This window comes from Streptomyces sp. NPDC047049, from assembly GCF_040643995.1.
Classification (GTDB): Bacteria; Actinomycetota; Actinomycetes; order Streptomycetales; family Streptomycetaceae; genus Streptomyces; species Streptomyces mooreae.
In genome coordinates this window covers 229,444-251,905 of the sequence record NZ_JBEYVM010000003.1, presented here as the reverse complement: position 1 = coordinate 251,905, position 22,462 = coordinate 229,444, and the positions used below count along the sequence as shown (strand labels likewise).

The following is a 22,462-nucleotide window of genomic DNA, read 5'->3' as shown; positions in this document are numbered from 1 at the left end:
GGGCCGCGGGCTCAGCCCTCCCCCGCCCCGCTCCCCTCGCCCAGTCGTGCCCGGTCCGCTGCCGCTCTGCCCTGGTGCCAGCCGTCCGCGTCGCGTACGCCGCGGAGGCGGACCGGGGCGGTGTCGGGGAAGAGGGCGCCGGTGGTCCGTGCCACGGCGCGTTCACGGGCGGCGAGGACCGGGAGGAGGCCGGGGGCCGCTTCGGCGGACTCGGCGGTGGCGGCGGCCGTGGCGGCGGCGGTGGCCGCCCCGAGCCGGTCGCGGATGCGGTCGGCGTAGGCGACGAGGAAGGCCTGGCGGAAGTCCCGGGTGCGGCGGGAGCGGCCACGGGGCGGGGAGGCCCCGGCCCGTTCCTTGGGAGCTCGGTCCTGCCCCTGCCGCTTGAGCGCTCGATGGTGGTCGTCACCCGCGCGGTGCATCGCGGCCGTGGCCTGGAGCAGCAGCGAGGTGTAGAGCATCTCGGCCGCCTCCAGGTCCGGCGCGAAGCCGACGAGGGTGGAGAAGCCGACGTCGGCGGCCCAGACGGCCTGGCAGCGGTTGGCGGCCGCCACCGCGTCGAGCAACAGCGCCTTGGCCTGTTCGTACGGGCCCTCGATGCCGATACGGACCGCGGAGGGGCCGCCGGTCTGCCCGCCCGGCGCGGCGGCGCTGTCGAGCAGCGCCTCGTCGATGCTGTGCCGGGCCATCAGCTCCTGCGCCTTGGCGGACAGCGCCTCCGCCTCCTCGGCGTAGTCGGTCGCCTCGGCCTTGGCGAGCAGCCCGCGGATCCGCCCCAGGGCACGTGCGGCGGCGGCGCCGGCGGGGGCGTCTCCCCGGCCGGACGGCGGCGGGGCCGGCAGCGGGGTGATACGGGGCAGCCGGGCGAGGGCGCGCAGGGCCGCCAGTACGTCGTACGCGGTCTCGAAGCGGGAGGCGCGGCGGCGCTCGGCCAGTGCGTCGAGGTAGCCGGCATCGGAGGCCCACCAGACCTCGGCACCGAGCTGCCGCAGCTGCTCGGCCCAGCGGGTGTCCCGGACGGTCCGCGCGGCCGGCGGCCGGGCCGCGTCGGCCGCGAGGGCATCGACGACCACGGCCACCACGGCGGCGTCGGATGCGTCACGCCGGACGATCCGCTCCAGGTCGGCGGGCTGCCAGCCGCCCGCCCAGCACTGCCGCACGCCCGTCACGGCGGCGGCGACCACCGCCGCGCTCACCGCCTCCCAGCCGGCCTCGGCCGCGGCCAGCATCGAGGCGCCCGCCTCGATGGCGTCCTCGGCCTGCGTACCGTCCGGCGCGTAGCGGACGCTGCCGAGCACCTGCCCGACCAGTTCACCGGCCGCGGCCGCCGGTGACGGCCCGCCGCGTCCCGCGCTTCCGCGCTCCTCGCTTCGGCGCCCCTCGCTTCCGCGCGCCTTGCTCCCGCGTCCTTGGCTTCCCCGCTCACTCACCCGCTCACTGTACGGAGGGCTTCTTGGCGCCCACGTTCCGGTGGTCCGGGGCCCGGCCCGCGTCCCGGTGGCGGTCGGCGGCCAGGCCGTACAAAGCCGCGACGCCCGGTGGCGCCCTGATCGGGGGCGCCACCGGGCGTCGGTCTTTTCAGGCGGCAGTCACACCGGCCGTCCTGCGCAGCAGCGCAAGGTCACAGGTGGTCACGACAAGTCACGCGCAGTCATGCATGCTCACACATGCGGGCTACCGCCCTGACCCGCGGCATCACCGCACCGGCCCTGACACCGGGCTACTGCACCGGCACCGCGCTGCCGGTCACCCACTGCGACCAGTCCATGTTCCAGCCGTTCAGACCGTTGTCCGGCTTGACGGTCTGGTCAGGGGAGTTGACGACATCGACGACATCGCCGATCTGCGAGTTGTTGAAGAACCAGGCGCCGGCCGTCTTGGCGTTCTTGGCACCCTTGGCGTCCTCCAGGCCGATGCAGCCGTGGCTGGTGTTGGCCTTGCCGAAGACACCCTTGCCCCAGTAGTTGCCGTGGATGAAGGTGCCGGAGTCCGACAGGCGCTGGGCGTGCGGCACATCGGGGATGTCGTACTCGCCCTTGCCGTCCTTCTTCTTGAAGCCGACGGTCGAGCCGTCCATCCGGGTCTGCTCGAACCGCTCGGAGATGACCATCTGGCCGTTGTAGGTCGCATGGTCGTCGCTGCCGGCCGAGACCGGGATGGTCTGGATGAGCTCGCCGTCCCGCACCACGTACATCACGTGTTCCGCGGTGTCGACGGTGCTGACCTGCGAGTGACCGACGTTGAAGCTGACGGTCTTGTTCTGGATGCCCTTGACGCCCGGCGACGCCTCGACACCGTCGAGGCCGAGCTTCAGGGTGACCTTGGAGTGCGCCTTCCAGTACTCCTGGGGGCGGAAGTCCAGCCGCTTGTCACCGAACCAGTGGCCGACGATCTGCTGATTGCTGCTCGACGCGACCTTGATCGCGGACTGGACGGCGGCCTTGTTCTTGACCGGCTTGTCGAAGTTGATCGACACCGGCATGCCGACGCCGACGGTCGAGCCGTTCTCCGGCGTGAAGTTCCCGACGAAGCTGTTCTCCGGGGCGACGGTGGTGAAACTGGAGTTCTCCACCGCCGTGCGCCCGCGGGAGTCCTCCGCATGCGCGGTGACCTTGTACTTCGTCGAGCGGTTCAGCGGCTTGTCCGGCTTCCAGGAGGTGCCGTCGGCGGAGAGGGTTCCGCCGACCTGCTGCTTGGACTCGACCGCGGTCAGGGTGACGCCGGTGAGCTTTCCGGCACTGACCGTGACCTTGGCGTCATCGTTGACGCCCGCACCGGTCGCGCCGTCCTCCGGCAGTATTTTGATCTTGGCTTGGGAGGCGTCCTTCGCGGCCGCCTCGTCCACCTGCTGGGTGTTCTCGTGCCGGGTGCCGTCAGCACCGCCGCCGTCGCCTTGGTCAGCTGCCGTGCTGCCGCCACACGCCGCAAGCGCGAGTACGCCCCCGAGCAGCGTGGCGCTGGCTATCAGCCCCTTCCGGCGCTGGCTGTCCGTCATCACACGCATCTCCATTACTACGGATTTCGCATCGTTCCCCGAGCGAGCTGCCAACTGAACGCAGGCATATCTGGACGCAGGCATTCCGGCCGACGCCATTTAAACGCCTTTTCCGTTTCGCCCGTTCCATGCCTCCATGAAGTGTGGGGAAGGCCACTTATGCCCTTACATCGGTCACACGGTGCACACGTTCCGAAGTCGGACCTGTCGGGCTGCCTGCCACACCGCCCCGGACCGCGGCCGGCCCCACCGCCCCCCACACGGGCCCCATGCACGTGAGCCCGACGTCACGGGCCCCCGTACAGCGCGCAGCCGTACGGGGGCCCTGGTCGGTCGGGCGGGAGGGAGCGAGGCGCCGGCGGTCAGCCCTCCCCGTCCGCGTCGTCCGCCAGATCCCACTCCGCCGCGTTCCACTCGGCGTCCGGGTCGTAGTCGGTCAGCTCCTCACTGCTCCACGAGGCCTGGGCCAGTTCGGTGCCCGGCACGGAGGCGACGAGGTCGAACGGGTCGATCAGGTGGGCCAGCGCCTCCGCCGGATCCTCCTTGACCGTCTCCTGGGACTGTCCGCGTTCCTCGTCGGGCAGCGACGGATCGCCGTTGATGTGGTCGAGGGCCGCGCCGGTCAGCTGCGGGGCGTCGGTGACCTCCATGATCAGTTCCACATGAAGGCGCACAAAACGTGATGTCTCACCATTGCTCATAGCACGGAGGTTAGGCATGGACGGGTCCTGACTTCCCCGCGACCCGCGGCGGTCACTAACATCTGAGGTCAACGGCCAATTCGCCGAACCCACAAGGGGGATCGCTTCCGTGACCGCACGACGTCCACTGCTGACCGCCGCCGCCGCGGGATCGGTACTGTTCGCCCTGTGGTTCGTCCCGTCCGCCAATGCGAGCGCGGGGCATGACGGAGCGACAGATTCCGGCCTGCGGGCGGCATCCGCCGCGGCCGGCCCCGGCCTGGCCGGCCGGCTGAGCGACGGGGCGGCGGGCACCGGCAGCGGTTCCACGACGACCACCGCGCCCCACAGCGGCACGGGCACCGGATCCGGGACGGGTACGGGCACCGGAACGGTCTCCGGCACGGGCGGCGACTCCAGCGGCGCCCGGCCGCACCTCCTCGCCGACACCGGCAGCCCGGACACCACGCCGTACGTGATCGGCGGCGCCGCCTGCCTCGCGCTCGGCGCCGGGCTGGTCAGCTACTCCGTCCGCCGCACCCGCGACGACGCCGCCTGATCCACAGGGTCAGGGAAGCCCCTGGGGACGGGGACCTGGGCCCCCTAGATGATTGAGTCCGTCCAGCCGCCGGACCCCCTGGGGACAGCGCCCCTAAGGGCCCCCGGGCTCCCGCCAACGGCGGCTGGCACCGCAAGGGTTGCGGGCGCCCCGCCCCGTCGTTACGCCAGCTCGCCCGTGACCGACTCCACGGCCGCCACCAGCTTCCCGGCCCGCACGAACGCATACGCGCCCTCCAGGTCCGGCGCCAGGAAACGGTCCTCGCCCGGGCCCTGGACGCCGGCCGCGCGCACCGCGTCCAGTACGGCGCGGGTGGCGGGGGCGGGCGTCAGCCCCTCGCGCATCTCGATGGCACGGGTCGCCGCGTAGAGCTCCACGGCGATGATCCGGGTCAGGTTGTCGACCGCGGTGCGCAGCTTGCGCGCCGCCGACCAGCCCATCGAGACGTGGTCCTCCTGCATGGCGGAGGACGGGATGGAGTCCACCGAGGCGGGCGCGGCCAACCGCTTCAGCTCGCTGACCAGGGCGGCCTGGGTGTACTGGGCGATCATCAGCCCGGAGTCGACGCCCGGGTCCCCGGCCAGGAAGGCGGGCAGTCCGTGCGAACGGTTCTTGTCCAGCAACCGGTCCGTGCGGCGCTCGGCGATCGAGCCGAGGTCGGCGGCGGCGATGGCCAGGAAGTCCAGGACGTAGGCGACCGGGGCGCCGTGGAAGTTGCCGTTGGACTCGACCCGGCCGTCCGGGAGGACGACGGGGTTGTCGACGGCCGCGGCGAGCTCGCGGTCGGCGACCAGGCGGGCGTGGTCGAGGGTGTCCCGGCCGGCGCCGGCGACCTGCGGGGCACAGCGGATGGAGTAGGCGTCCTGGACGCGCGGGGCGTCGTCCTGGTGGTGGCCGGTGAAGCCGGAACCCGCCAGCACCTTGGCCATGTTGCCCGCCGAGGCGGCCTGCCCGGGGTGCGGGCGGATGGCGTGCAGCTCGGGCGCGAGGACCTTGTCCGTGCCGAGCAGCGCCTCCAGGGAGAGGGCCGCGGTGATGTCCGCCGAGGTGAACAGCCGGGCGAGATCGGCGCAGGCCATCACGAGCATGCCGAGCATGCCGTCGGTGCCGTTGAGGAGGGCCAGGCCCTCCTTCTCGCGCAGTTCGACGGGCTCGATGCCGTGCGCGGCCAGCAGTTCGCCGGCCGGCCGGACGACGCCGTCCGGACCCTCCGCGTCGCCCTCGCCCATCAGCGTCAGCGCACAGTGCGACAGCGGCGCCAGGTCACCGGAGCAGCCGAGCGAGCCGTATTCGTGCACGACGGGCGTGATGCCGGCGTTGAGTATGGCGGCCATGGTCTCGACGACGAGCGGGCGCACGCCGGTATGCCCGGAGGCGAGCGTCTTCAGCCGCAGGAACATCAGCGCGCGGACGACCTCACGCTCGACCCGCGGGCCCATGCCGGCCGCGTGCGAGCGCACGATGTTGCGCTGGAGCTGCACGCGCAGCTCGGGGCTGATGTGCCGTACGGCGAGGGCCCCGAAGCCGGTGGAGACGCCGTAGACGGGGTCGGGCTTGGCGGCGAGTTCGTCGATGAAGGCGCGGGAGGTGGCGACGGCCGCAAGGGCCTCCTCGGACAGCTCGATCCGGGCCGCGCCGCGGGCCACCGCGATGACGTCCTGTGCGGTCGTGCCGGACGTTCCCAGCACCACAGTGTGCATATCCATATTCAGGCACCCTAGAGACTGAATCGCCGGATGTCACCACCGGGTTTTGGGATCACCCCTTACGGGGCGTAGGCGAAGCACCCGGGGTCTGCGCAGGGAGGCGGCACTCACCTCCGGAAGCGGCGGCGCTCCGGCCCCGGCCGCCGGTCCGGGGCGTCCGCGAGCCGGACGACGGGGTCGTCCTTGCCGCCGTGCCGCCCGGCGACCACCGGCTCGCCCGACCGCGCCGCCTTGGCCTTGTACTGCGCGGCGTCGGCGAGCCGGAAGAGCCGGCGGGCGCTGTGCACCGGCCCGATCGGGTCGCCGGTCGAGGCGACCCCGACCGCCACCCCTTCACCGAGGTCCAACTCCCCCGCCCGGTCGCACAGTTCACCGGCCACCTTGACCACCTCGTCGGCCGGCGGGCCCACCGCGAGCAGGCAGAACTCATCACCGCCGAGCCGGGCGGCCAGCATGCCCGGCAGCATCGCCCCGCACAGGGACAGCACCGAGCCGAAGCGCTCCAGCAGCCGGTCCCCGGCCGCATGGCCGCGTGAGTCGTTCACCCGCTTCAGCCCGTTGAGGTCGCACACCACCAGGCTGACCACCACCTCGTCCCTGCGGTGCAGCTCCAGCGCCTCGTCCAGCCGCATATCGACGGCACGACGGTTGGCGAGGCCGGTCAGGGAGTCCGTGAAGGCCAGCCGGCGGACCTCCGCCAGCCGCTCGGTCTGGGCGATCCCGGCCGCCGTCACCGCGGCGAGCACGCTCGCGAAGTCGGCGTCCGGCCGGCCGAAGACCGGCTCGCCCGTGCGCCGCGCGACATACAGCTCGCCCCACGCCCGGCCGTGCAGCACGATCGGCGCGACCACGCAGCAGCCCCGGCCGCGGTGGCGCAGTGCGGCCACCCGCCGGGGGTTGGCGCCGCCCTCACCCGCGACCTCGTCCCGGCGCTGCGCCGCGGCCGCGGACACCGGGCCGTCGTGCGGCTCCTCGGCGGTCTCCACCCAGGCGCCGGCTTCGCCGCCGCCCGCCCACTGCTCGTGCAGGAAGCCGACGATCTCCGGGAATTCGTGGACGGGGTAGCTCTCGTCGTCCGGGAACTCCTCCTCGTCGGCGGCGAGTTCACCGACGTTGACCAGCACCCGCAGCTTGCCCAGCTCGCGCTCCCACTTCGAGATCGCCGCGAAGGATCCCCCCAGGGCCTGGCGCACTCCCTGCGCCGCGGCGTGCGCCGAGTCGCGCGGTGTATGCGCGGCCGCCATCGCCTGCGCCAGCTCCACCACGGCACGCAGCCTCGCATCGCCCTCGCCCGTCACCGGATCCTCGCATTCCGTCACCGTGCCTACGCTCCGTCATTACAGCGTAGGAATGTTTAACCCCTTTCGCCCCTTTCCGTGGGGGATTGACACCCAGGCGTTATTCGCGTCGCTGGTGGCGTTGCCGCTGATGCCGTCTTGGTGCCGCTCATCGGTTGATTCCCGGGGTCGTTCCTGGTCGGACGGCTGGCCTCATCGCCCCGTCCCGCCCCGCCTCGCGTCACTCGCCGGGCCACTCCGGATCGCGCTTCTCGTTGAAGGCCGCCACGCCCTCCGCGCGGTCCCCGGAGAAGGCCACACTGCGCCAGGCGCCGTCCTCCAGTTCCAGGCCGGCCCGCAGGTCCATGCCGTGCCCGAGGCGCATGGCGCGCTTGGCGGCACGCAGGCCGACCGGCGAGTGACGGGCGATCGTGGCCGCCAGCTCCAGCGCCCCGGCCCGGTCCTGCCCGTCCGCCACCAGCCGGTCGACCAGGCCCAGCTCCGCGGCCTCGGCCGCCCGCACCCGGCGCGCGGTGAAGACCAGCTCGGCGGCGCGCGCCGCGCCCACCCGGCGCGGCAGCAGCTGGGTGCCCCCGCCGCCGGGGATGACGCCCACCGACACCTCCGGCAGTCCCACCTCCGCCGTACCGTCCGCGACGATCAGGTCGCAGGCGAGCGCCAGCTCGAAGCCGCCGCCGAGCGCGAAGCCGTGCACCGCGGCGATGGTGGGCATGGGCAGTTCCAGTACGCCGGTGTACGCGGCGCGGGTGTGCGGACGCTGGCGCATCAGGTCCGCGTCGGTGAAGGAGTTGCGCTCCTTGAGGTCCGCGCCCACACAGAACGCCCGCTCATGGGTGGAGCTGAGGACCACCGCCCGTACGGAGCGGTCCGCGGCCAGCTCGGCGCAGGCCTGCGCCAGGCCGTCGGCCATGGCCGTCGAGACGGCGTTCATGGCCTTCGGGCGGTCCATGATCAGCTCCGCCACGTGGCCGTGGCGCTCGACGGCCACCCAGCCGTCCGCGCCGAACCGTTGCCGTTGCCCCTGCCGTTCCATGCAACCCTCCCTGTTAACGGGCGTTGACCTGACGTGGGGATCATGCCAGGTGGGCGGCCGGGGGGACAGGGATGGGGCGGATGGGGCAGCGGGGAGCAGGGCGGCGGATCGGGTGGGGTGGGTGCCGTTCCGCGGGTGGGGCGGCGGTTCCGTGGGCTGGGGCCGGGGCTGCCTGGGCCTGGGCTGGGGCTCAGTCGCCGGTGCCCTGAGCGGCGCGGCGGCTCAGCAGCCAGGGCTCGACCACGCCCAGGCCGCGCACCGGGCGCTGCCACATCGGCTGGAGCGCGAAGCGGTACGACGGCGGCGGGGCGCCGGTGCCCTCCGCGGCCGCCTTCTCCGCGGCCGCGGCCTCGGCCTCGGAGACCGGCGCGTCACCGATACGGCCCAGCTCCTCGGCGAACGCCTCGTCCACCAGCACGGTGTCCTTCGGCGCTATCGAGGTGAGGCGGCTGGCGAGGTTGACGGTCGTACCGAAGACATCGCCCATCCGGGTCGTGACCGTGCCGAAGGCGATGCCGACCCGCAGTTCCGGCATCGTCTCGTCATGGGTCATCGTCTCGATCAGCCGCAGCCCGATCTCGGCGGCGATTCCCGCGTCGTCGGCGGAGAAAAGGACCTCGTCGCCGAGGGTCTTGATGAGCCGGCCGCCGTGCGCTGCCACCAGGTCGGAGCAGGTCGTCTCGAACGCCTCCACCAGCTCGCCCAGCTCCTCCTCCTCCAGGCGACGGGTCAGCCGGGTGAAACCGACCAGGTCGGCGAAGCCGACGGCGAGCCGGCGGTCGACCATCTCCGCGTCGTCCTGGGCCCGGACGACGCGGCCGGTGGCGGCGGCGAGCTGGCGGCGCCAGACGTAGACCAGGAACTCCTCCAGCTCGGGGAGCAGCAGCTCGACCAGCGGATAGGTGATCTCCGTCCGGGTCAGGCCGGAATCCTGCGGCTCGGTCAGGCCCTCCAGGAAGGAGTCGATCTGCCAGTCGGCCAGACGGGCGGTGGTCTGGCCCGTGGAGCGGGCGACCTGTACGGCCATGGCCTCGCTCAGCAGGCCGGCCTCGACGAGGCCGGCGAGGCGGCGCAGGGCCAGCACATCGGCCTCGGTGAGGGCCTTGACCTGTCCGATGTCGGCGAAGCCCATGGCCCGCCAGAAGCGGGCCGCGAGGTCCATGGAGACGCCGGCGGCGCGGGCCGCCTGGAACGGGGTGTAACGGCGGTCGGCGCCGAGGATGAGCTGTTCGAGGCGGACGGCGATGTTGTTCTCGTCGCCCTGGTCGGTGGCCTCGCTCCTGCCGGTGACGGTGTCGCCCCAGCCGCGTGCGGGATCGTCGACGGGGACGTCGCGCACGGCGTCGTCCTCGGTGTCCATGTCGCGCGGGGTGGCGCCCGAGTCGTCGGCGGTCACCGGCCGCTCCCTGTCCGATCCCTGCGCACTGCCCTTCCGATCACTGCTCGCCGGTGGTCCGCTCCCTGGCGGACCGCCTCAACGATACGGCAGGTGTGCTCTGGCTCACTCTCACATGGTGGCTATGGACAAGGAAGGGGTGGGGGTGGGTCGGCGCGGCGGGGCGGGGCGGCCGGGGCCGCGGGGCAGGGCGGCGTGGCTGGGCCGAGTGGGTCTGGCGTCGGCCGGCGGGGGCTGCCGACGCGCGTCTCTGTCGTGGGCGAGGGGCCCCCACCTCACCGCCCGCTACGCCTCCGTCGCCGGCCGCAAATGGACGATGTCCCCTGCCCCTACCGGCTGCTGTACGCCGTTTGCGGTGGCCAGTACCAGGCGGCCGTCGGTGTCGATGGCCACGGCCTCGCCGGTGAGGGCGGTGTCGCCGGGGAGTTCGGCGCGTACGGAGCGGCCGAGGGTGGCGCAGCCTGCGGCGTAGGCCTCGTGGAGGCCGCTGGTGGTGGGGTCGCCGTCGGCGGACTGCCACTCGGTGTACCAGTGCTCCAGGGAGCGGAGGATGGCGCGCAGCAGCGGGTCGCGGTCGGTGGTGGTGGCGCCGGCCAGGGCCAGTGAGCCCGCGGTGGGCACCGGGAGTTCGGCGGCGGTGAGGGAGACGTTGAGGCCGATGCCGATGACGACGCCGGGGCCGGCGCGTTCGGCGAGGATGCCGCCCACCTTGCGTTCCGTGAGGGTCCCCCCGGGGCGCAGGGCGTCGGAGTCGTCGGAAGTCACCAGCAGGTCGTTGGGCCATTTGAGGGCCGTGTCGACGCCGGCCGTCCGGGAGAGGGCGGCGGCGGTGGCGACTCCGGTGAGCAGGGGGAGCCAGCTCCAGCGCGCCACGGGGACCTGGGGGATGAGGTAGACGGAGAGGAACAGGCCCGAGCGCGGGGGCGCCGACCAGGTGCGGTCGAGGCGGCCGCGGCCGGCCGACTGTTCCTCGGCGATGAGGACGGCGCCCGCCGCCTCCCCTTGTGCCGCACGGGCCGCCAGGTCGGTGTTGGTGGAGCCGGTGGCGGAGACGACGTCCAGGGCGGTCCAGAGCGAGTCGGGCCGTACGAGGGCGCGGCGCAGCGCCGTGGCGTTCAGTGGAGGGCGGCCCAGATCGCTCCAGCGACCGGCATCTTTGTCCCGGTTTTCCGGTGGTTGAGACGTCATGGGACCAGCCTAGGTGTGGTCAACGACGCAGTGCCGCTGAGCAGTCCCGCCGATACGCTACGGATCGGTAGCCAATCCCGTACCACCCTCAGTACGAGCACCAGTCCAGGACGAGCAGGAGCCGCATCCCGATGTCCGAGCCGGAAGCAAACATCCACACCACCGCGGGCAAACTGGCGGACCTGCAGCGGCGGGTCGAAGAGGCCACGCACGCCGGTTCCGCCCGTGCAGTGGAAAAGCAGCACGCAAAGGGGAAGTTGACGGCGCGTGAGCGCATCGATCTGCTGCTGGACGAGGGCTCGTTCGTCGAGCTGGACGAGTTCGCGCGGCACCGGTCGACCAATTTCGGGCTGGAGCAGACCCGTCCCTACGGCGACGGTGTGGTGTCCGGCTACGGCACGGTCGACGGCCGCCCGGTGGCCGTGTTCTCCCAGGACTTCACGGTCTTCGGCGGGGCGCTGGGCGAGGTCTTCGGCGAGAAGATCGTCAAGGTGATGGACTTCGCGCTCAAGACCGGCTGCCCGGTCATCGGCATCAACGACTCCGGCGGCGCGCGCATCCAGGAAGGCGTGGCCTCGCTGGGCATGTACGGCGAGATCTTCCGCCGCAACACCCACGCCTCGGGCGTGATTCCGCAGATCAGCCTGATCGTCGGCCCCTGTGCGGGCGGCGCGGTCTACTCCCCCGCCATCACCGACTTCACGGTCATGGTGGACCAGACGTCGCACATGTTCATCACCGGTCCCGACGTCATCAAGACGGTGACCGGCGAGGACGTCGGCTTCGAGGAGCTGGGCGGCGCCCGTACGCACAACACCACCTCCGGTGTGGCGCACCACATGGCGGGTGACGAGAAGGACGCCATCGAGTACATCAAGGGCCTGCTGTCCTACCTGCCGTCCAACAACCTCTCGGAGGCGCCGGCCTTCCCGGAGGAGGCGGACCTGGAGACCTCGGACACCGACCGCGAGCTGGACGTCCTGATCCCGGATTCGGCCAATCAGCCGTACGACATGCATGTCGCGATCGAGCACGTCCTGGACGACAACGAGTTCCTGGAGACCCAGGCGCTGTTCGCGCCGAACATCCTGACCGGCTTCGGGCGGGTCGAGGGCCATGCGGTCGGCGTGGTCGCCAACCAGCCGATGCAGTTCGCGGGCATCCTGGACATCAAGGCCTCGGAGAAGGCCGCGCGGTTCGTGCGGACCTGCGACGCGTTCAACGTCCCGGTGATCACCTTCGTGGACGTGCCCGGCTTCCTGCCCGGCACCGACCAGGAGTGGGACGGGATCATCCGGCGCGGCGCCAAGCTGATCTACGCGTACGCGGAGGCGACGGTCCCGCTGATCACGGTCATCACGCGCAAGGCGTTCGGTGGCGCGTACGACGTCATGGGCTCCAAGCACCTGGGGGCCGACCTCAACCTGGCCTGGCCGACCGCGCAGATCGCCGTCATGGGCGCGCAGGGCGCGGTCAACATCCTGCACCGCCGCACGCTGGCCGCGATCGAGGACCCGGCCGCGCAGGACGTGCGGCGCCAGGAGCTGATCCAGGAGTACGAGGACGCCCTGCTCAACCCGTACGTCGCGGCCGAGCGCGGCTACATCGACGCGGTGATCATGCCGTCCGAGACGCGCCGGCACATCGTCCGCGGACTGCGCACGCTGCGCAACAAGCGCGAGGCGCTGCCGCCGAAGAAGCACGGCAACATTCCGCTCTGACCGGCAGAACCAGCGAAGGAGGGCCGTTTCGATGATCAGGGTCGTACGGGGCAATCCCACACCCGAGGAGCTGGCCGCCGCACTGGCGGTGGTGCAGGTCCGCGCGGCGGCTGCCGCTTCCGTCGCGCCCGCGGGAGCCGATCGCGGCACCGAGTGGTCCGATCCCGCGTCCACGGTTCCGGCGCGGGCGCGGATGCCGCACCCGGGCCCGCGGGCCTGGCGGACGAGCTACTGGCCGCACTGACCGGCCGGTATGGGCACGATGACCGGCCGCGACAGGTCGGTGCATGGTGCATTGACTAGTCCTTAACGCCGTGGCGCCTGAGTACGCGTACTCAGGCGCCACGGGCGCATCGGGCTCAGGATCGGTACATGCTGTGGTCAGATCCGCCCGATGAGCCTCCTGAGGAGCTGCGCGACGTGCAGGCCAAGCTCCGCAGGATGAGCATCGTGCTGGCCGTGGTCGCGGTGGTGCTGATGGTCCTGATCTCGGGGAGGTAGCCGTTCCCGTCCGCGGGGAGGTAACCCTCACAGTTCCCGTCCGCAACCATCAGCGCTGAAATGGACTCTTTCTCTCCCGACAGTGCAATTCGGACCGCCGGCCCCGGGGGCGGCGGCGTCCGGCCGGGAGTGGGAGAGCGATGAACAGGCCGCTGAGGCATATAGCCGTCTTCTGCGGGGTGCTGGTGCTGGCCCTGCTGGCTCGCGTGACATGGGTCCAGTTCGTCCAGGGCGACGAACTCGCCAACGATCCCCACAACCGGCGCGTCAAGATCGAGGCGTTCTCCTACCCGCGCGGCAACATCATCGTCGGCGGCAAGCCGATCACCGGCTCGGTGGCGACCTCCGGTGACTTCAAGTACAAGCGGACGTACAAGGACGGCGCGATGTACGCGCCGGTCACCGGCTTCGCCTCGCAGGCCATGGGCACGTCCTTCCTGGAGGGCATCTACAACAAGGTGCTCAGCGGCAAGGACGACCGGCTGGCCTTCAACCGCGCCCAGGACATCCTGACCGGCAAGAAGCCGCGCGGCGGCGATGTCGTCACCACCATCGACCCCAAGGCGCAGAAGGCCGCGTACAAGGGGCTGACCGACCTCAACGCCAAGGGTGCGGTGGTCGCCCTCGACCCGCGCGACGGCCGGGTGCTCGCGCTCGCCTCCACCCCCTCGTACGACCCTTCGGTGTTCGCCGGCCTCTCCAACGCCGAGAGCCGGAAGTTCAAGGCGATGGACACCGACAAGAGCAAGCCGCTGAGCAACCGGGCGCTGCGCGAGACCTATGCGCCCGGCTCCACCTTCAAGATCCTCACCGCGGCGGCGGCCCTGGAGAACGGCGTGGTGTCGGACATCGACGCCCCGTCGAACGCGCCCGCGCCGTACCAGCTCCCGCAGAGCACCACGAAGATCGGCAACGACGTCGCGGGCGCGCCCTGCGACAAGGCCTCGCTGAAGACGGGCATGCAGTGGTCGTGCAACAACGTCTTCCTCGACACCGCGCTGAAGGTCGGCAAGGACAAGATGCGCGAGACGGCGGAGAAGTTCGGCTTCAACTCCGACGTCTACGACAAGGAGCTCGGGGACCTGCTGGCCAGCAAGAGCCTCTACCCGGACAAGCTCGACAAGCCGCAGACCGCGCTGACCGGTATGGGCCAGGGCAGCCTCACCAGCACACCGATGCAGATGGCGATGGTGGCCGCCGGCCTCGCCAATGACGGCAAGGTGATGATGCCGCACATCGTCGACGAGCTGCGCGGTCCCGACCTGTCGACGATCGAGAAGATCGAGCCGAAGCTGAAGTCCCAGGCCGTCTCCGCGGACACCGCGAAGAAGGTGCAGCAGATGATGGAGTACACGGTCAACGAGGGCACCGCCGAGAAGGCCAAGATCGACGGCGTGACGGTCGGCGGCAAGACCGGTACCGCCCAGCACGGCGCGAACGTCAACGACGAGCGCCCCTACGCCTGGTTCGTCTCCTACGCCAAGCAGAGCGACGGCTCCTCCCCGGTCGCGGTCGCCGTCTTCGTCGACCCCAAGGACATGGACATTCCCCGGTCGGAGATCGCCGGCGGCAAGCTGGGCGGGCCGATCGCGAAGTCCGTGATGCAGGCGGTGCTGAACAAGTAGTCCGGGTTTTCCACAGGCAGTGGTCCGGGTTCCCCGGCGGCGGGCGCGGCTCCGTACGATGGCGGACATGACCGAAGAGCCCCGCCCCCGCCGTCTCGTCCTCGCCTCCCAGTCCCCCGCCCGGCTGGGCCTGCTGCGCCAGGCCGGGCTGGCGCCCGAGGTCATCGTCAGCGGCGTCGACGAGGATGCGCTCACCGCCGCCACGCCCGGGGAGCTGGCCCTCGTCCTGGCCGAGGCCAAGGCCACCGCCGTCGCCGCCCGCCCGGAGACCGCCGGTGCGCTGGTCGTCGGCTGCGACTCGGTCCTGGAGCTGGACGGGCGGGCGCTCGGCAAGCCCGTCGATGCCGAGGACGCCACCGCCCGCTGGAAGTCCATGCGCGGCCGCTCCGGCATCCTGCAGACCGGGCACTGCGTCATCGACACGGCGGCGGGCGGCCGCCAGGTCTCCGCCACCGCCTCGACCACGGTCCGCTTCGGCGAGCCCACCGACGCCGAGATCGCCGCCTACGTCGAGAGCGGCGAGCCGCTGTTCGTCGCGGGCGCCTTCACCCTCGACGGCCGCTCCGCCCCGTTCATCGACGGCATCGACGGCGACCCCGGCAATGTCATCGGCCTCTCCCTGCCGCTGCTGCGCCGTCTGCTGGCCGGTCTGGACGTGGCGATCACGGATCTGTGGACCTGAGCGCCGCCGCTTGTCGGCTCCGGGGCGGGCAGGCGGGCCGGCGACGCATTTGAGGGCGCCGGGTGGGGAACCGATGGATCCGATACGGCCCGGCCGGCCGGATCGGTGCGGCCGGCCGGGCAGTCCGGTCAACCGGACCGGTCCGGTCCATGTCCTGTGAGGAGTCCGCACCATGCCCAAGATTCTGATCATCGCCGGTGACGCCACCGAGGACCTGGAGTTCTTCTACCCCTACCAGCGGATGCTGGAGGAGGGGTACGAGACGAAGGTCGCGGCCCCGTCGCGGAAGAAGCTGCGGTTCGTGGTGCACGACTTCGTCGACGGCTTCGACACCTACGTCGAGCGCGAGGGCCACTCCTGGCCGTCCGACCTCGCCCTGTCCGAGGTCGACCCGGAGGAGTACGCCGCGCTGGTCCTCCCGGGCGGCCGGGCACCGGAGTACCTGCGCAACGACTCCGACTACCGCCGGGTGGTCACCCACTTCTTCGACGAGGACAAGCCCGTCGCCCACATCTGTCACGCGGCCACCACCCTGGCGCCCCTCGGCGTCCTCAAGGGCCGCCGTACCGCCGCCTACCCCGCCTGCGCGCCGGATGTGGCGATGGGCGGCGGGATCTTCGTCGACGGCCCGGCGGTCGTCGACGGCAAGGTCGTCTCGGCGCGGGCGTGGAACGACCAGCCGGAGTGGATGCGGGCGTTCATGGAGGTGCTGCGGGAGCATGCGCCGGTGAAGGGCTGAAGGGCTGAAGGGCTGAGCGGCCCGCCGCGGTCCGGCAGCGCATAGAGCGACGTGCCGTGGAGGATGAACACCCGGTTGCCGTCCGCCACCAGCCAGGAACGCTCGGCCGCGGGGAGCTTGTACGTCAGGACGGGGACGCCGGTCGACAGATCCGCGGCGAACACCTTGTACCAGGGGTCGCCCTCGATGGACCAGAGGGCGCGCCCGTGGATGAACACCGGGAGCCCGAGGATGCTCTCCCCGTTCCCGCCCTGGATCTCGCTGCCGTCGCTGCTCTTCCTGATGCTGGGCCACTGGCCGTGCGCGGCGCAGACGGTGCGGTCGTCGAAGACCGTCGCCGGCCCCCAGTCCTCGTGCTTGTCCCAGGCATCCCGCTCGTCGACCGACCACAGCTTCTTGCCGTCGCTGATCCGGCGGGCGGTGAGCGTCTTGCCGTTGAGGTAGACGGTGGTGCCGTGGACGGCCGGGCGGAGCAGGACGTCCCCCTGGCCCGGCAGGTCCCACACCTGGTGGCCGTCGGCCGTGTCGACGGCGAACACGTTGCCGTCGCGGGTGGAGAGGACCAGGCGGCCGTGGGCGACGGCGCCCGGCGGTGCGACCTTGGTCCGGTAGCCGGCGGCGATCCTCGCCGTCCAGCGGACCGTGGCGTCGGAGCGCCGGACGGCGCGGAGTTGGTGGTCCTTCGTCAGGACGTAGACCGCCTCGTCGTCGGCGGCCAGCAGGACGCTCGCCCCGGCGTCGACGGTCCAGCGGGGCTCGCCCGTCGCGGCGACGAAGGTGCGGATCGTGCCCTTGGTGTCGGCGGCGGCGATCAGCCGGTCCGAGAGGGAGAGGTAGCGGCTGGTCGCGCTGACGCCGCGGGCGGCCCAACGCCGCTTGCCGTCCACGACGTTGTGGGCGGCGATCCCGCCGCCGCGCGCACCGAAGACGAGGACGTCCCGTACGGGCAGCGGCGCGGGCGTGTCGTCGGCGAGGACGTCGACCGGGCCCCACAGCGGCTTCACCTCACCGCCGCTGAGGTAGTCGCCGTTGTCGGCGTCGAGCACATGCGCCACCGGGGTCTTCGCGGCGGGCGGAAAGGCGAAGAGATCCGTCTTCGCGGCTCCTTCCCGCGGCTCACGGGGCCACCAGGCCGCCGCGGCACCGGCGCCGGCGGCCAGCACCGCGCCGCCCGCCGCCAGGCCCGTCAGCAGCCTGCGCCGGGCCACCGGCCGGACGGCGGCGCCGTCGGGCAGGGTCGGCGCGGTCAGCTCACGGATACCGCGCTCCCGCTCCTTGATCGCCTCGGCCACCCGGCCGCGCCGCCAGGCCCGTTCGGCGCCGCGCGGCGGGGCGAAGGCGGCGGCCACCCGTCCGGGGGCGGGCCGGGCGGCCGGGTCCTTGGCGAGGCAGGGGGCGATGAGGTGCCGCAGGGCTTCCGGGAGGCCGGTCAGGTCGGGTTCGTCGTGGACGACCTTGTACTGGAGGGCGGCGATGTGGGAGGCGTCGTAGGCGCGGTGCCCGCTGGCCGCGTACACCAGGACCGCGCCCAGGGAGAAGACATCGGCCGAGGAGGCCACGCGCCGGCCCAGGACCTGTTCGGGGGCGCCGTAGCCGGGGGTGACCGGGACCTGGCCGGTGGAGGTGAGGGTGAGGCCGTGCTCGGGGCGGGCGATGCCGAAGTCGATGACGCGGGGGCCGGACGAGGTCAGGACGATGTTCGGGGGTTTGAGGTCGCGGTGGACCAGGCCGGTGGCGTGGATGTCCGCCAGGGTGCGGGCGATCGACGCGGCGAGGGCGCGCACGGCCGGTTCGTCGAAGGGGCCGTACGCCTCGACGGCCTCGTCCAGGGTCGGTCCGGCCAGGAACTCGGTGGCGATCCACGGGCGGCCGCCCTCGGTCTGCGCCCCCAGGACACCCGCCACGCCCTTGCTCGTCACGGCCTGCGCGGCCTGTGCCTCGCGGACGAAGCGCTGGGCGAGCTGCGGTGCGTCGGCGAGTTCGGGCCGCAGCACCTTGACCGCGGCGACGGTGCCCTCGGTGTCCTGGCCGACGTAGACCTTGCCCATACCGCCTTCGCCGAGCACACCGAGCAGGCGGTAGGGACCGAGGCGGAGGGGGTCGCCGGTGCCGAGGGGTTTCATGGGCGGTGTCCTTCGGGCGAGTTCAGGCAGGTGCAGCAGGATCAGGGGCGTGGGCGGCGCGGTCAGCGGAGCGGGAAGCCCGCGAGGAAGTCCGGGCCGGAGGCGATGATCATTCCGCTCTTCTCATGGGCGGTGAACCGGGTCCCGCTGGTCTTGTAGAACCGCTCGGTGGTGTGCGAGGTGAGGCCGACGGCTCGGAGCAGCTTGTCGGTCCGGCTGTAGGTGTAGCCGTACTCGGAGCCGATCACCGGATGGACGACATGGTCAGCGCGCGGGCCCTCCGCGCTCTTCTCCGCCCATCGCGGCGTCCCGCTTCGGGTGCCGAACGCGACCAGGCCGAGGCCCTTCTCCACCGCGTACAGCACCCCGCCCTTGAGGACCGGCGGCCCGTACGTCTTCCCGGGGCGGGTGGCGGAGGTGTCCCATGCCTGTCCGCCGTCGCTCAGCCGCAGCGCCCGCAACGGGCCGTAGCCCAGGTAGAGATGCCGGTCGTCGGCCGTGAGCGGATCCCGTACGAACCGTCTGTCGGCGCCCTTCCACGGCTTGTCCCAGAGCACCTTCCCCGTGCGGGTGTCGCGGGCCGCGATCCGGACCGTGCCGTCGTTCATCTGCTGCAGGGTCACCAGGAGGTGGCCGGTGACCTTGGCGGACAGGAAGTGGTTCTCGTCGCTCTCGGCGGGGTGGAACGGCAGCGGATCGGTCCACTTCCGGCTCCCCGTGGCGAGGTTCACCGCCGTCACGGACCAGGGCAGCTGGCGTTCGTACCGCTTGACCTTCCCGTGGGAGACCGCCAGGTAGGCCGTGTCGCCGGCGACGGCCAGCAGCCGGCTGATGAGGCCGTTGTCCCGGTCGTCCGACACCGGGGCGAGGCGCTTGCCGGCCTTGCCCGTGTCGAGGTCCACGCGGGCGAGGAACCAGGTGACGGACCTCAGCGAGCCCTGCGCATCATGGTGCTCGTCCCTCGCGATCTGATAGACGCGGGTGCCGTCCGAGGCGACCTGCCACGAGTCGTCCGCATACAGCGAGAACGTCCACCGGGACGCGCCGGACTTGGCGTCCACGCCGCGCGCCCCGGCGCCTGCCACCAGGACGACCTGGTCACCGGCGAGCAGGGGCACTTCGGGGTTCTGGTCGTCGTCCGGGCCGCCGTACTGCTTCTGCCACACCGAGTCCAGCTGCTTCTTCTTCACGGGGGCGACGCTCGGCCCCGGCTTCGGCTCGGTGTACCCGGGCCCGGTGCCGGAGCCCGGCCCCGGCTCGCCCGCGCCCAGCCACGCCCACACCCCCGCCCCGGCCCCCGCGACCCCGAGCACCGACCCCGCGCCCGCCATCAGCAGGCCCCGGCGGGACAGGCGGCGGGCGGGGGCGCCGGCGGACGGCACGGTGGGCGGCGGGCCGGGCGGTGCGGGCAGCCGCTGCGGGACCACCTGCCAGACCTCGCTCGCCCGCCGCCCGATCTCCGCGAGCACCGCGTCCGGCAGATGGTCGGCGAACTCCCCCGCACCGTCGTGCAGTTGGGCGGCGAGCTGGGCGGTCGTCGGGCGCTCCGCGGCCTCCTTGGCCAGGCAGCGGGACAGGACCGGGACCAGGGCGGCGGGCACGCCGGTGAGGTCCGGCTCGCCGTAGCGCACCCGGTAGAGGAGGTCCGCCGGCTGCCCGTTGCCGAACGGGCCGCGGCCGGTGGCGGCGAAGACCAGGACCCCGGCGAGCGCGAAGACGTCGCCGGCCGGGGCGTGTTCCGCTCCCGTGGCCTGCTCCGGCGACATGAAGGCCGGGGTGCCGACCGCGGCACCGGCGTGGGTGAGCCGGTCATCGCCGAGGGCCCGGGCGATACCGAAGTCGATGACCTTCGGGCCGTGCGCGGTGACCATGATGTTGGACGGCTTGAGGTCACGGTGTACGACATCCGAGTGATGCAGTTGGCCGAGCGCCCCGCACAGCGCCGCCCCGAGGGCACGCACCGTCGCCTCGGGCAGCGGACCGGCCCGCTCCACCGCCTCGTCGAGCGGCGGGCCGAGGACGTACTCGGTGGCCATCCACGGGGTTCCGGCGAGCGGATCGGCGTCGACGACCTGGGCTCCGTACCGTCCGCCGATGACCCGGGCGGCATCCGCCTCCAGCCGGAAGCGGGTACGGAACGCGGTCTCCGTGGCGATCCGGGCGTGCATCGTCTTGAGCGCGAGGGTCCGGCCGCCCGGCGAGCGGGCCAGGTAGACGGTGCCCATGCCGCCGCTGCCCAGGCGGGCGATGAGGCGGTAGGGGCCAAAGCCGTGCGGGTCGTCGTGGGCGAGGGGGAAGGGCATGGCGGGCGTCAGTCCTGGCGTGCGGCGGGCGGGAGCGGGAGGGTCGCGGCGAGCACGTCGGCCGACTGGCGGGCGAGGGCCGCGATCAGCCGGCCGGGCAGCCAGCCGGGGCCGAGCGCGGCGGCGGCGCGGCCCGCGGGGTTCCCGGCGGCGTCGAGCACGGTGGCGGGCGGCAGGGGACCGGCGGCTTCGGGTGCAGGTGCCCGCGCGCCGTCCCCGGCGAGCGGGCTGAGCGCGTCCAGCACCTCGGCGGGGCGCGGCCGGGCCGCCGGGTCCCGGGAGAGGCAGCCGGTGATGACGGTCCGCAGGGCGGCCGGGAGCTCTTCCCGCTCCGGCACGGTGTACCGGGTGGCGGCGTAGGCGAGGGTCGCGCCGAGGGCGTAGACATCGCCCATCGGCTGCGGCCGCCCGCCGGCGGCCTGCTCCGGCGGCAGGCTCCCCGACTCCAGGCCCGGCAGCCCGGAGCGCGGCATGCCGTCCCCGGCCGCGGCCCGTACCGCCCCGAAGCAGGTGAGCCGGGGCCCGTCGGCGGCCAGCAGTACGGCGGCGGGCGACACGCCGGCATGGGCCAGGCCCTGCCCGTGCCCGATGATCAGGGTCTCCACCAGGGCCGCGCCGAGCGCCCGTACGGTGCGCTCGGGCAGCGGCCCGCCGTACAGGGCGAGTGCGGTGGGCAGCGGAATCGCGGGGAGGTAGGGGCGGGCGTGCCAGGGCGCGTCACCGGGAGCGGCGAGTTCGGCGGCCGGTGCGGACCACGGCCCGAGCAGATAGCGCGAGGCCTCCGCCTCGGCGAGGTACCGCCCCGGGTCGGCCCCCGGCAGCGGGACGGCGATCAGCACCGTACGGTCCCCGTCCGCGCTCCGCCCGATGAACCGCCGCTCCGGTACGGGCACCGTGGACCGCTCGTCATCCAGCGGGCGGAGCACCGCGTACGGACCGATCAGTCCGCCGTCCCCGGCTCTCGCCCGGTCCTCGCCACCCGCAACTGGCGCCTCCATGCGCACCATCCCCCGTCCGACGACACGCGCGAGAGCCTACCCGGGCGTGTCGCGCGGCCCCGGACGGCCTCGATCCGGCCCGCTGCGGGCGGAGTTCGGGCCTGCTCGGCAGGTGGCGAACGGGCGGTCAGGCGGACGAGGGAGCCGCGGGCGATGCTCCATTCGGGGTGTTCGGGGCATTCGGGGAGTTCGTGCCGTTCTCCGCGGCCCCGTGCTCCTCGCCCTCACGCCCCTCCCCGTACGCCACCAGGGTCAGCACCAGCAGCGCCAGCACCACCGTCATCGCGAGGAAGGCGACCCAGCCGACCAGGCCGACGGCGAAGGCGCCCAGTACGCCGTGCACCACCGCGCAGCCGATGAGGGCGATCCGGGTGAAACCGCCGGGGGCGCGGTCGCGTATCGCGGTGCGGAGCAGAACGGCGGCACAGAACAGCAGGTAGAGGCCGAAGACGATGCCGCCGACCCAGGAGCCGGCGGACATCGCACGGGGCTGCAGCCCGGCCAGGGACATCTGCTGCCTGTCCACGACGATGCTCAGAATCCAGTTGAGCAGCACGATCCCGAACGCTTCCAGGATCAGTACCACCGCCGCGGCCAAGGCCACCGGCCGTCGTGCCACCACCACGTCCACCCACTTCCGCCATGTGCCGAGCCGGGCGCCCCGGGGACGCCCGATGCCGCTGATGCTCCTGGTGCCCCTGTTACCGCGGGGTACGGGGCATCGCGCACGCTACATGGGGGTCCCCCCTCCGGGGGAAGAGTTCTGCGGAAGGTAAAAGCTCGGCAAGGGTGGCGGGCGGGCGCGGACGGCGGCGGCCGGAAGGGTGACGGCGCGCCGACCGACCGAGTCGCCCGCAAAGTTTCCTTCGCCCATTCGTAGGGACTCCACAAAGAATTGACGATCCGCTGGACGCCCGC

General features: G+C 72.6%; 18 protein-coding genes and 1 pseudogene. 7 read left to right on the top strand and 12 right to left on the bottom strand.

Going from position 1 to position 22,462, the window contains the following annotated elements:
- Positions 1-11: 11 nt before the first annotated feature.
- From ABZ851_RS09060 to ABZ851_RS09050, 3 genes are all read right to left on the bottom strand, one after another.
- Positions 12-1,427 carry a DUF2786 domain-containing protein gene (locus ABZ851_RS09060; protein ID WP_361124233.1) on the bottom strand — a complete coding sequence of 472 codons (1,416 nt, stop codon included), beginning with the start codon at positions 1,425-1,427 and terminating at the stop codon, positions 12-14.
- 290 nt (positions 1,428-1,717) lie between these two features.
- A complete protein-coding gene (locus ABZ851_RS09055) occupies positions 1,718-2,992 on the bottom strand; it encodes an Ig-like domain-containing protein (protein WP_361124231.1) in 1,275 nt (424 codons plus the stop codon).
- A 362-nt stretch (positions 2,993-3,354) separates the two neighbouring features.
- Positions 3,355-3,693, bottom strand: a complete 339-nt coding sequence (locus ABZ851_RS09050) for a hypothetical protein (RefSeq protein ID WP_336049785.1) — start codon at positions 3,691-3,693, stop codon at positions 3,355-3,357.
- Positions 3,694-3,802: 109 nt separating this feature from the next.
- Here ABZ851_RS09050 and ABZ851_RS09045 point away from each other — a divergent pair, with 109 nt between their 5' ends.
- Positions 3,803-4,231, top strand: coding sequence for a hypothetical protein (locus ABZ851_RS09045; RefSeq protein WP_361124228.1), 429 nt, complete (start codon positions 3,803-3,805; stop codon positions 4,229-4,231).
- Positions 4,232-4,392: 161 nt separating this feature from the next.
- On the opposite strand, the gene hutH is transcribed toward ABZ851_RS09045, so the two are convergent.
- The 5 genes from hutH to ABZ851_RS09020 form a co-directional block, all read right to left on the bottom strand.
- Positions 4,393-5,937, bottom strand: a complete 1,545-nt coding sequence (gene hutH / locus ABZ851_RS09040) for a histidine ammonia-lyase (RefSeq protein ID WP_361124226.1) — start codon at positions 5,935-5,937, stop codon at positions 4,393-4,395.
- Positions 5,938-6,044: 107 nt separating this feature from the next.
- Positions 6,045-7,181, bottom strand: a complete 1,137-nt coding sequence (locus tag ABZ851_RS09035) for a GGDEF domain-containing protein (RefSeq protein WP_361124915.1) — start codon at positions 7,179-7,181, stop codon at positions 6,045-6,047.
- A gap of 274 nt (positions 7,182-7,455) precedes the next feature.
- Entirely contained in the window at positions 7,456-8,268 is an 813-nt protein-coding gene (locus tag ABZ851_RS09030) for an enoyl-CoA hydratase-related protein (protein ID WP_361124224.1), read from the bottom strand.
- 190 nt (positions 8,269-8,458) lie between these two features.
- A complete protein-coding gene (locus ABZ851_RS09025; RefSeq protein ID WP_361124222.1) occupies positions 8,459-9,664 on the bottom strand; it encodes an adenylate/guanylate cyclase domain-containing protein in 1,206 nt (401 codons plus the stop codon).
- A 285-nt stretch (positions 9,665-9,949) separates the two neighbouring features.
- On the bottom strand, positions 9,950-10,852 hold the full coding sequence (locus ABZ851_RS09020; RefSeq protein ID WP_336049778.1) for a biotin--[acetyl-CoA-carboxylase] ligase: 903 nt from the start codon (positions 10,850-10,852) through the stop codon (positions 9,950-9,952).
- A gap of 131 nt (positions 10,853-10,983) precedes the next feature.
- Between ABZ851_RS09020 and ABZ851_RS09015 the strand changes: the two genes are divergently transcribed.
- From ABZ851_RS09015 to ABZ851_RS08990, 6 genes are all read left to right on the top strand, one after another.
- The gene (locus ABZ851_RS09015) at positions 10,984-12,573 is read left to right on the top strand and encodes an acyl-CoA carboxylase subunit beta (RefSeq protein WP_361124219.1); all 1,590 of its coding nucleotides are present in this window, start codon (positions 10,984-10,986) and stop codon (positions 12,571-12,573) included.
- A 31-nt stretch (positions 12,574-12,604) separates the two neighbouring features.
- On the top strand, positions 12,605-12,817 hold the full coding sequence (locus ABZ851_RS09010; RefSeq protein ID WP_088799642.1) for an acyl-CoA carboxylase epsilon subunit: 213 nt from the start codon (positions 12,605-12,607) through the stop codon (positions 12,815-12,817).
- 128 nt (positions 12,818-12,945) lie between these two features.
- Positions 12,946-13,074: a hypothetical protein gene (locus ABZ851_RS09005; protein WP_256338662.1), complete on the top strand. Its 129-nt coding sequence runs from the start codon at positions 12,946-12,948 to the stop codon at positions 13,072-13,074.
- 140 nt (positions 13,075-13,214) lie between these two features.
- Positions 13,215-14,699: a penicillin-binding protein 2 gene (locus ABZ851_RS09000; protein WP_361124216.1), complete on the top strand. Its 1,485-nt coding sequence runs from the start codon at positions 13,215-13,217 to the stop codon at positions 14,697-14,699.
- Between the two features lie 67 nt (positions 14,700-14,766).
- Positions 14,767-15,381 carry a nucleoside triphosphate pyrophosphatase gene (locus ABZ851_RS08995; RefSeq protein WP_361124214.1) on the top strand — a complete coding sequence of 205 codons (615 nt, stop codon included), beginning with the start codon at positions 14,767-14,769 and terminating at the stop codon, positions 15,379-15,381.
- 172 nt (positions 15,382-15,553) lie between these two features.
- On the top strand, positions 15,554-16,120 hold the full coding sequence (locus ABZ851_RS08990; protein WP_088799639.1) for a DJ-1/PfpI family protein: 567 nt from the start codon (positions 15,554-15,556) through the stop codon (positions 16,118-16,120).
- A 149-nt stretch (positions 16,121-16,269) separates the two neighbouring features.
- Here ABZ851_RS08990 and ABZ851_RS08985 read toward each other — a convergent pair.
- The 4 genes and pseudogenes from ABZ851_RS08985 to ABZ851_RS08970 all read right to left on the bottom strand — a co-directional run.
- Positions 16,270-18,243 (bottom strand): annotated as a pseudogene (locus ABZ851_RS08985) (protein kinase); the annotation flags it as partial.
- A gap of 62 nt (positions 18,244-18,305) precedes the next feature.
- On the bottom strand, positions 18,306-20,546 hold the full coding sequence (locus ABZ851_RS08980) for a protein kinase (protein WP_361124212.1): 2,241 nt from the start codon (positions 20,544-20,546) through the stop codon (positions 18,306-18,308).
- A gap of 8 nt (positions 20,547-20,554) precedes the next feature.
- Entirely contained in the window at positions 20,555-21,544 is a 990-nt protein-coding gene (locus tag ABZ851_RS08975; protein WP_361124209.1) for a serine/threonine protein kinase, read from the bottom strand.
- A gap of 127 nt (positions 21,545-21,671) precedes the next feature.
- On the bottom strand, positions 21,672-22,163 hold the full coding sequence (locus tag ABZ851_RS08970) for a hypothetical protein (RefSeq protein WP_361124207.1): 492 nt from the start codon (positions 22,161-22,163) through the stop codon (positions 21,672-21,674).
- Positions 22,164-22,462: the final 299 nt, after the last annotated feature.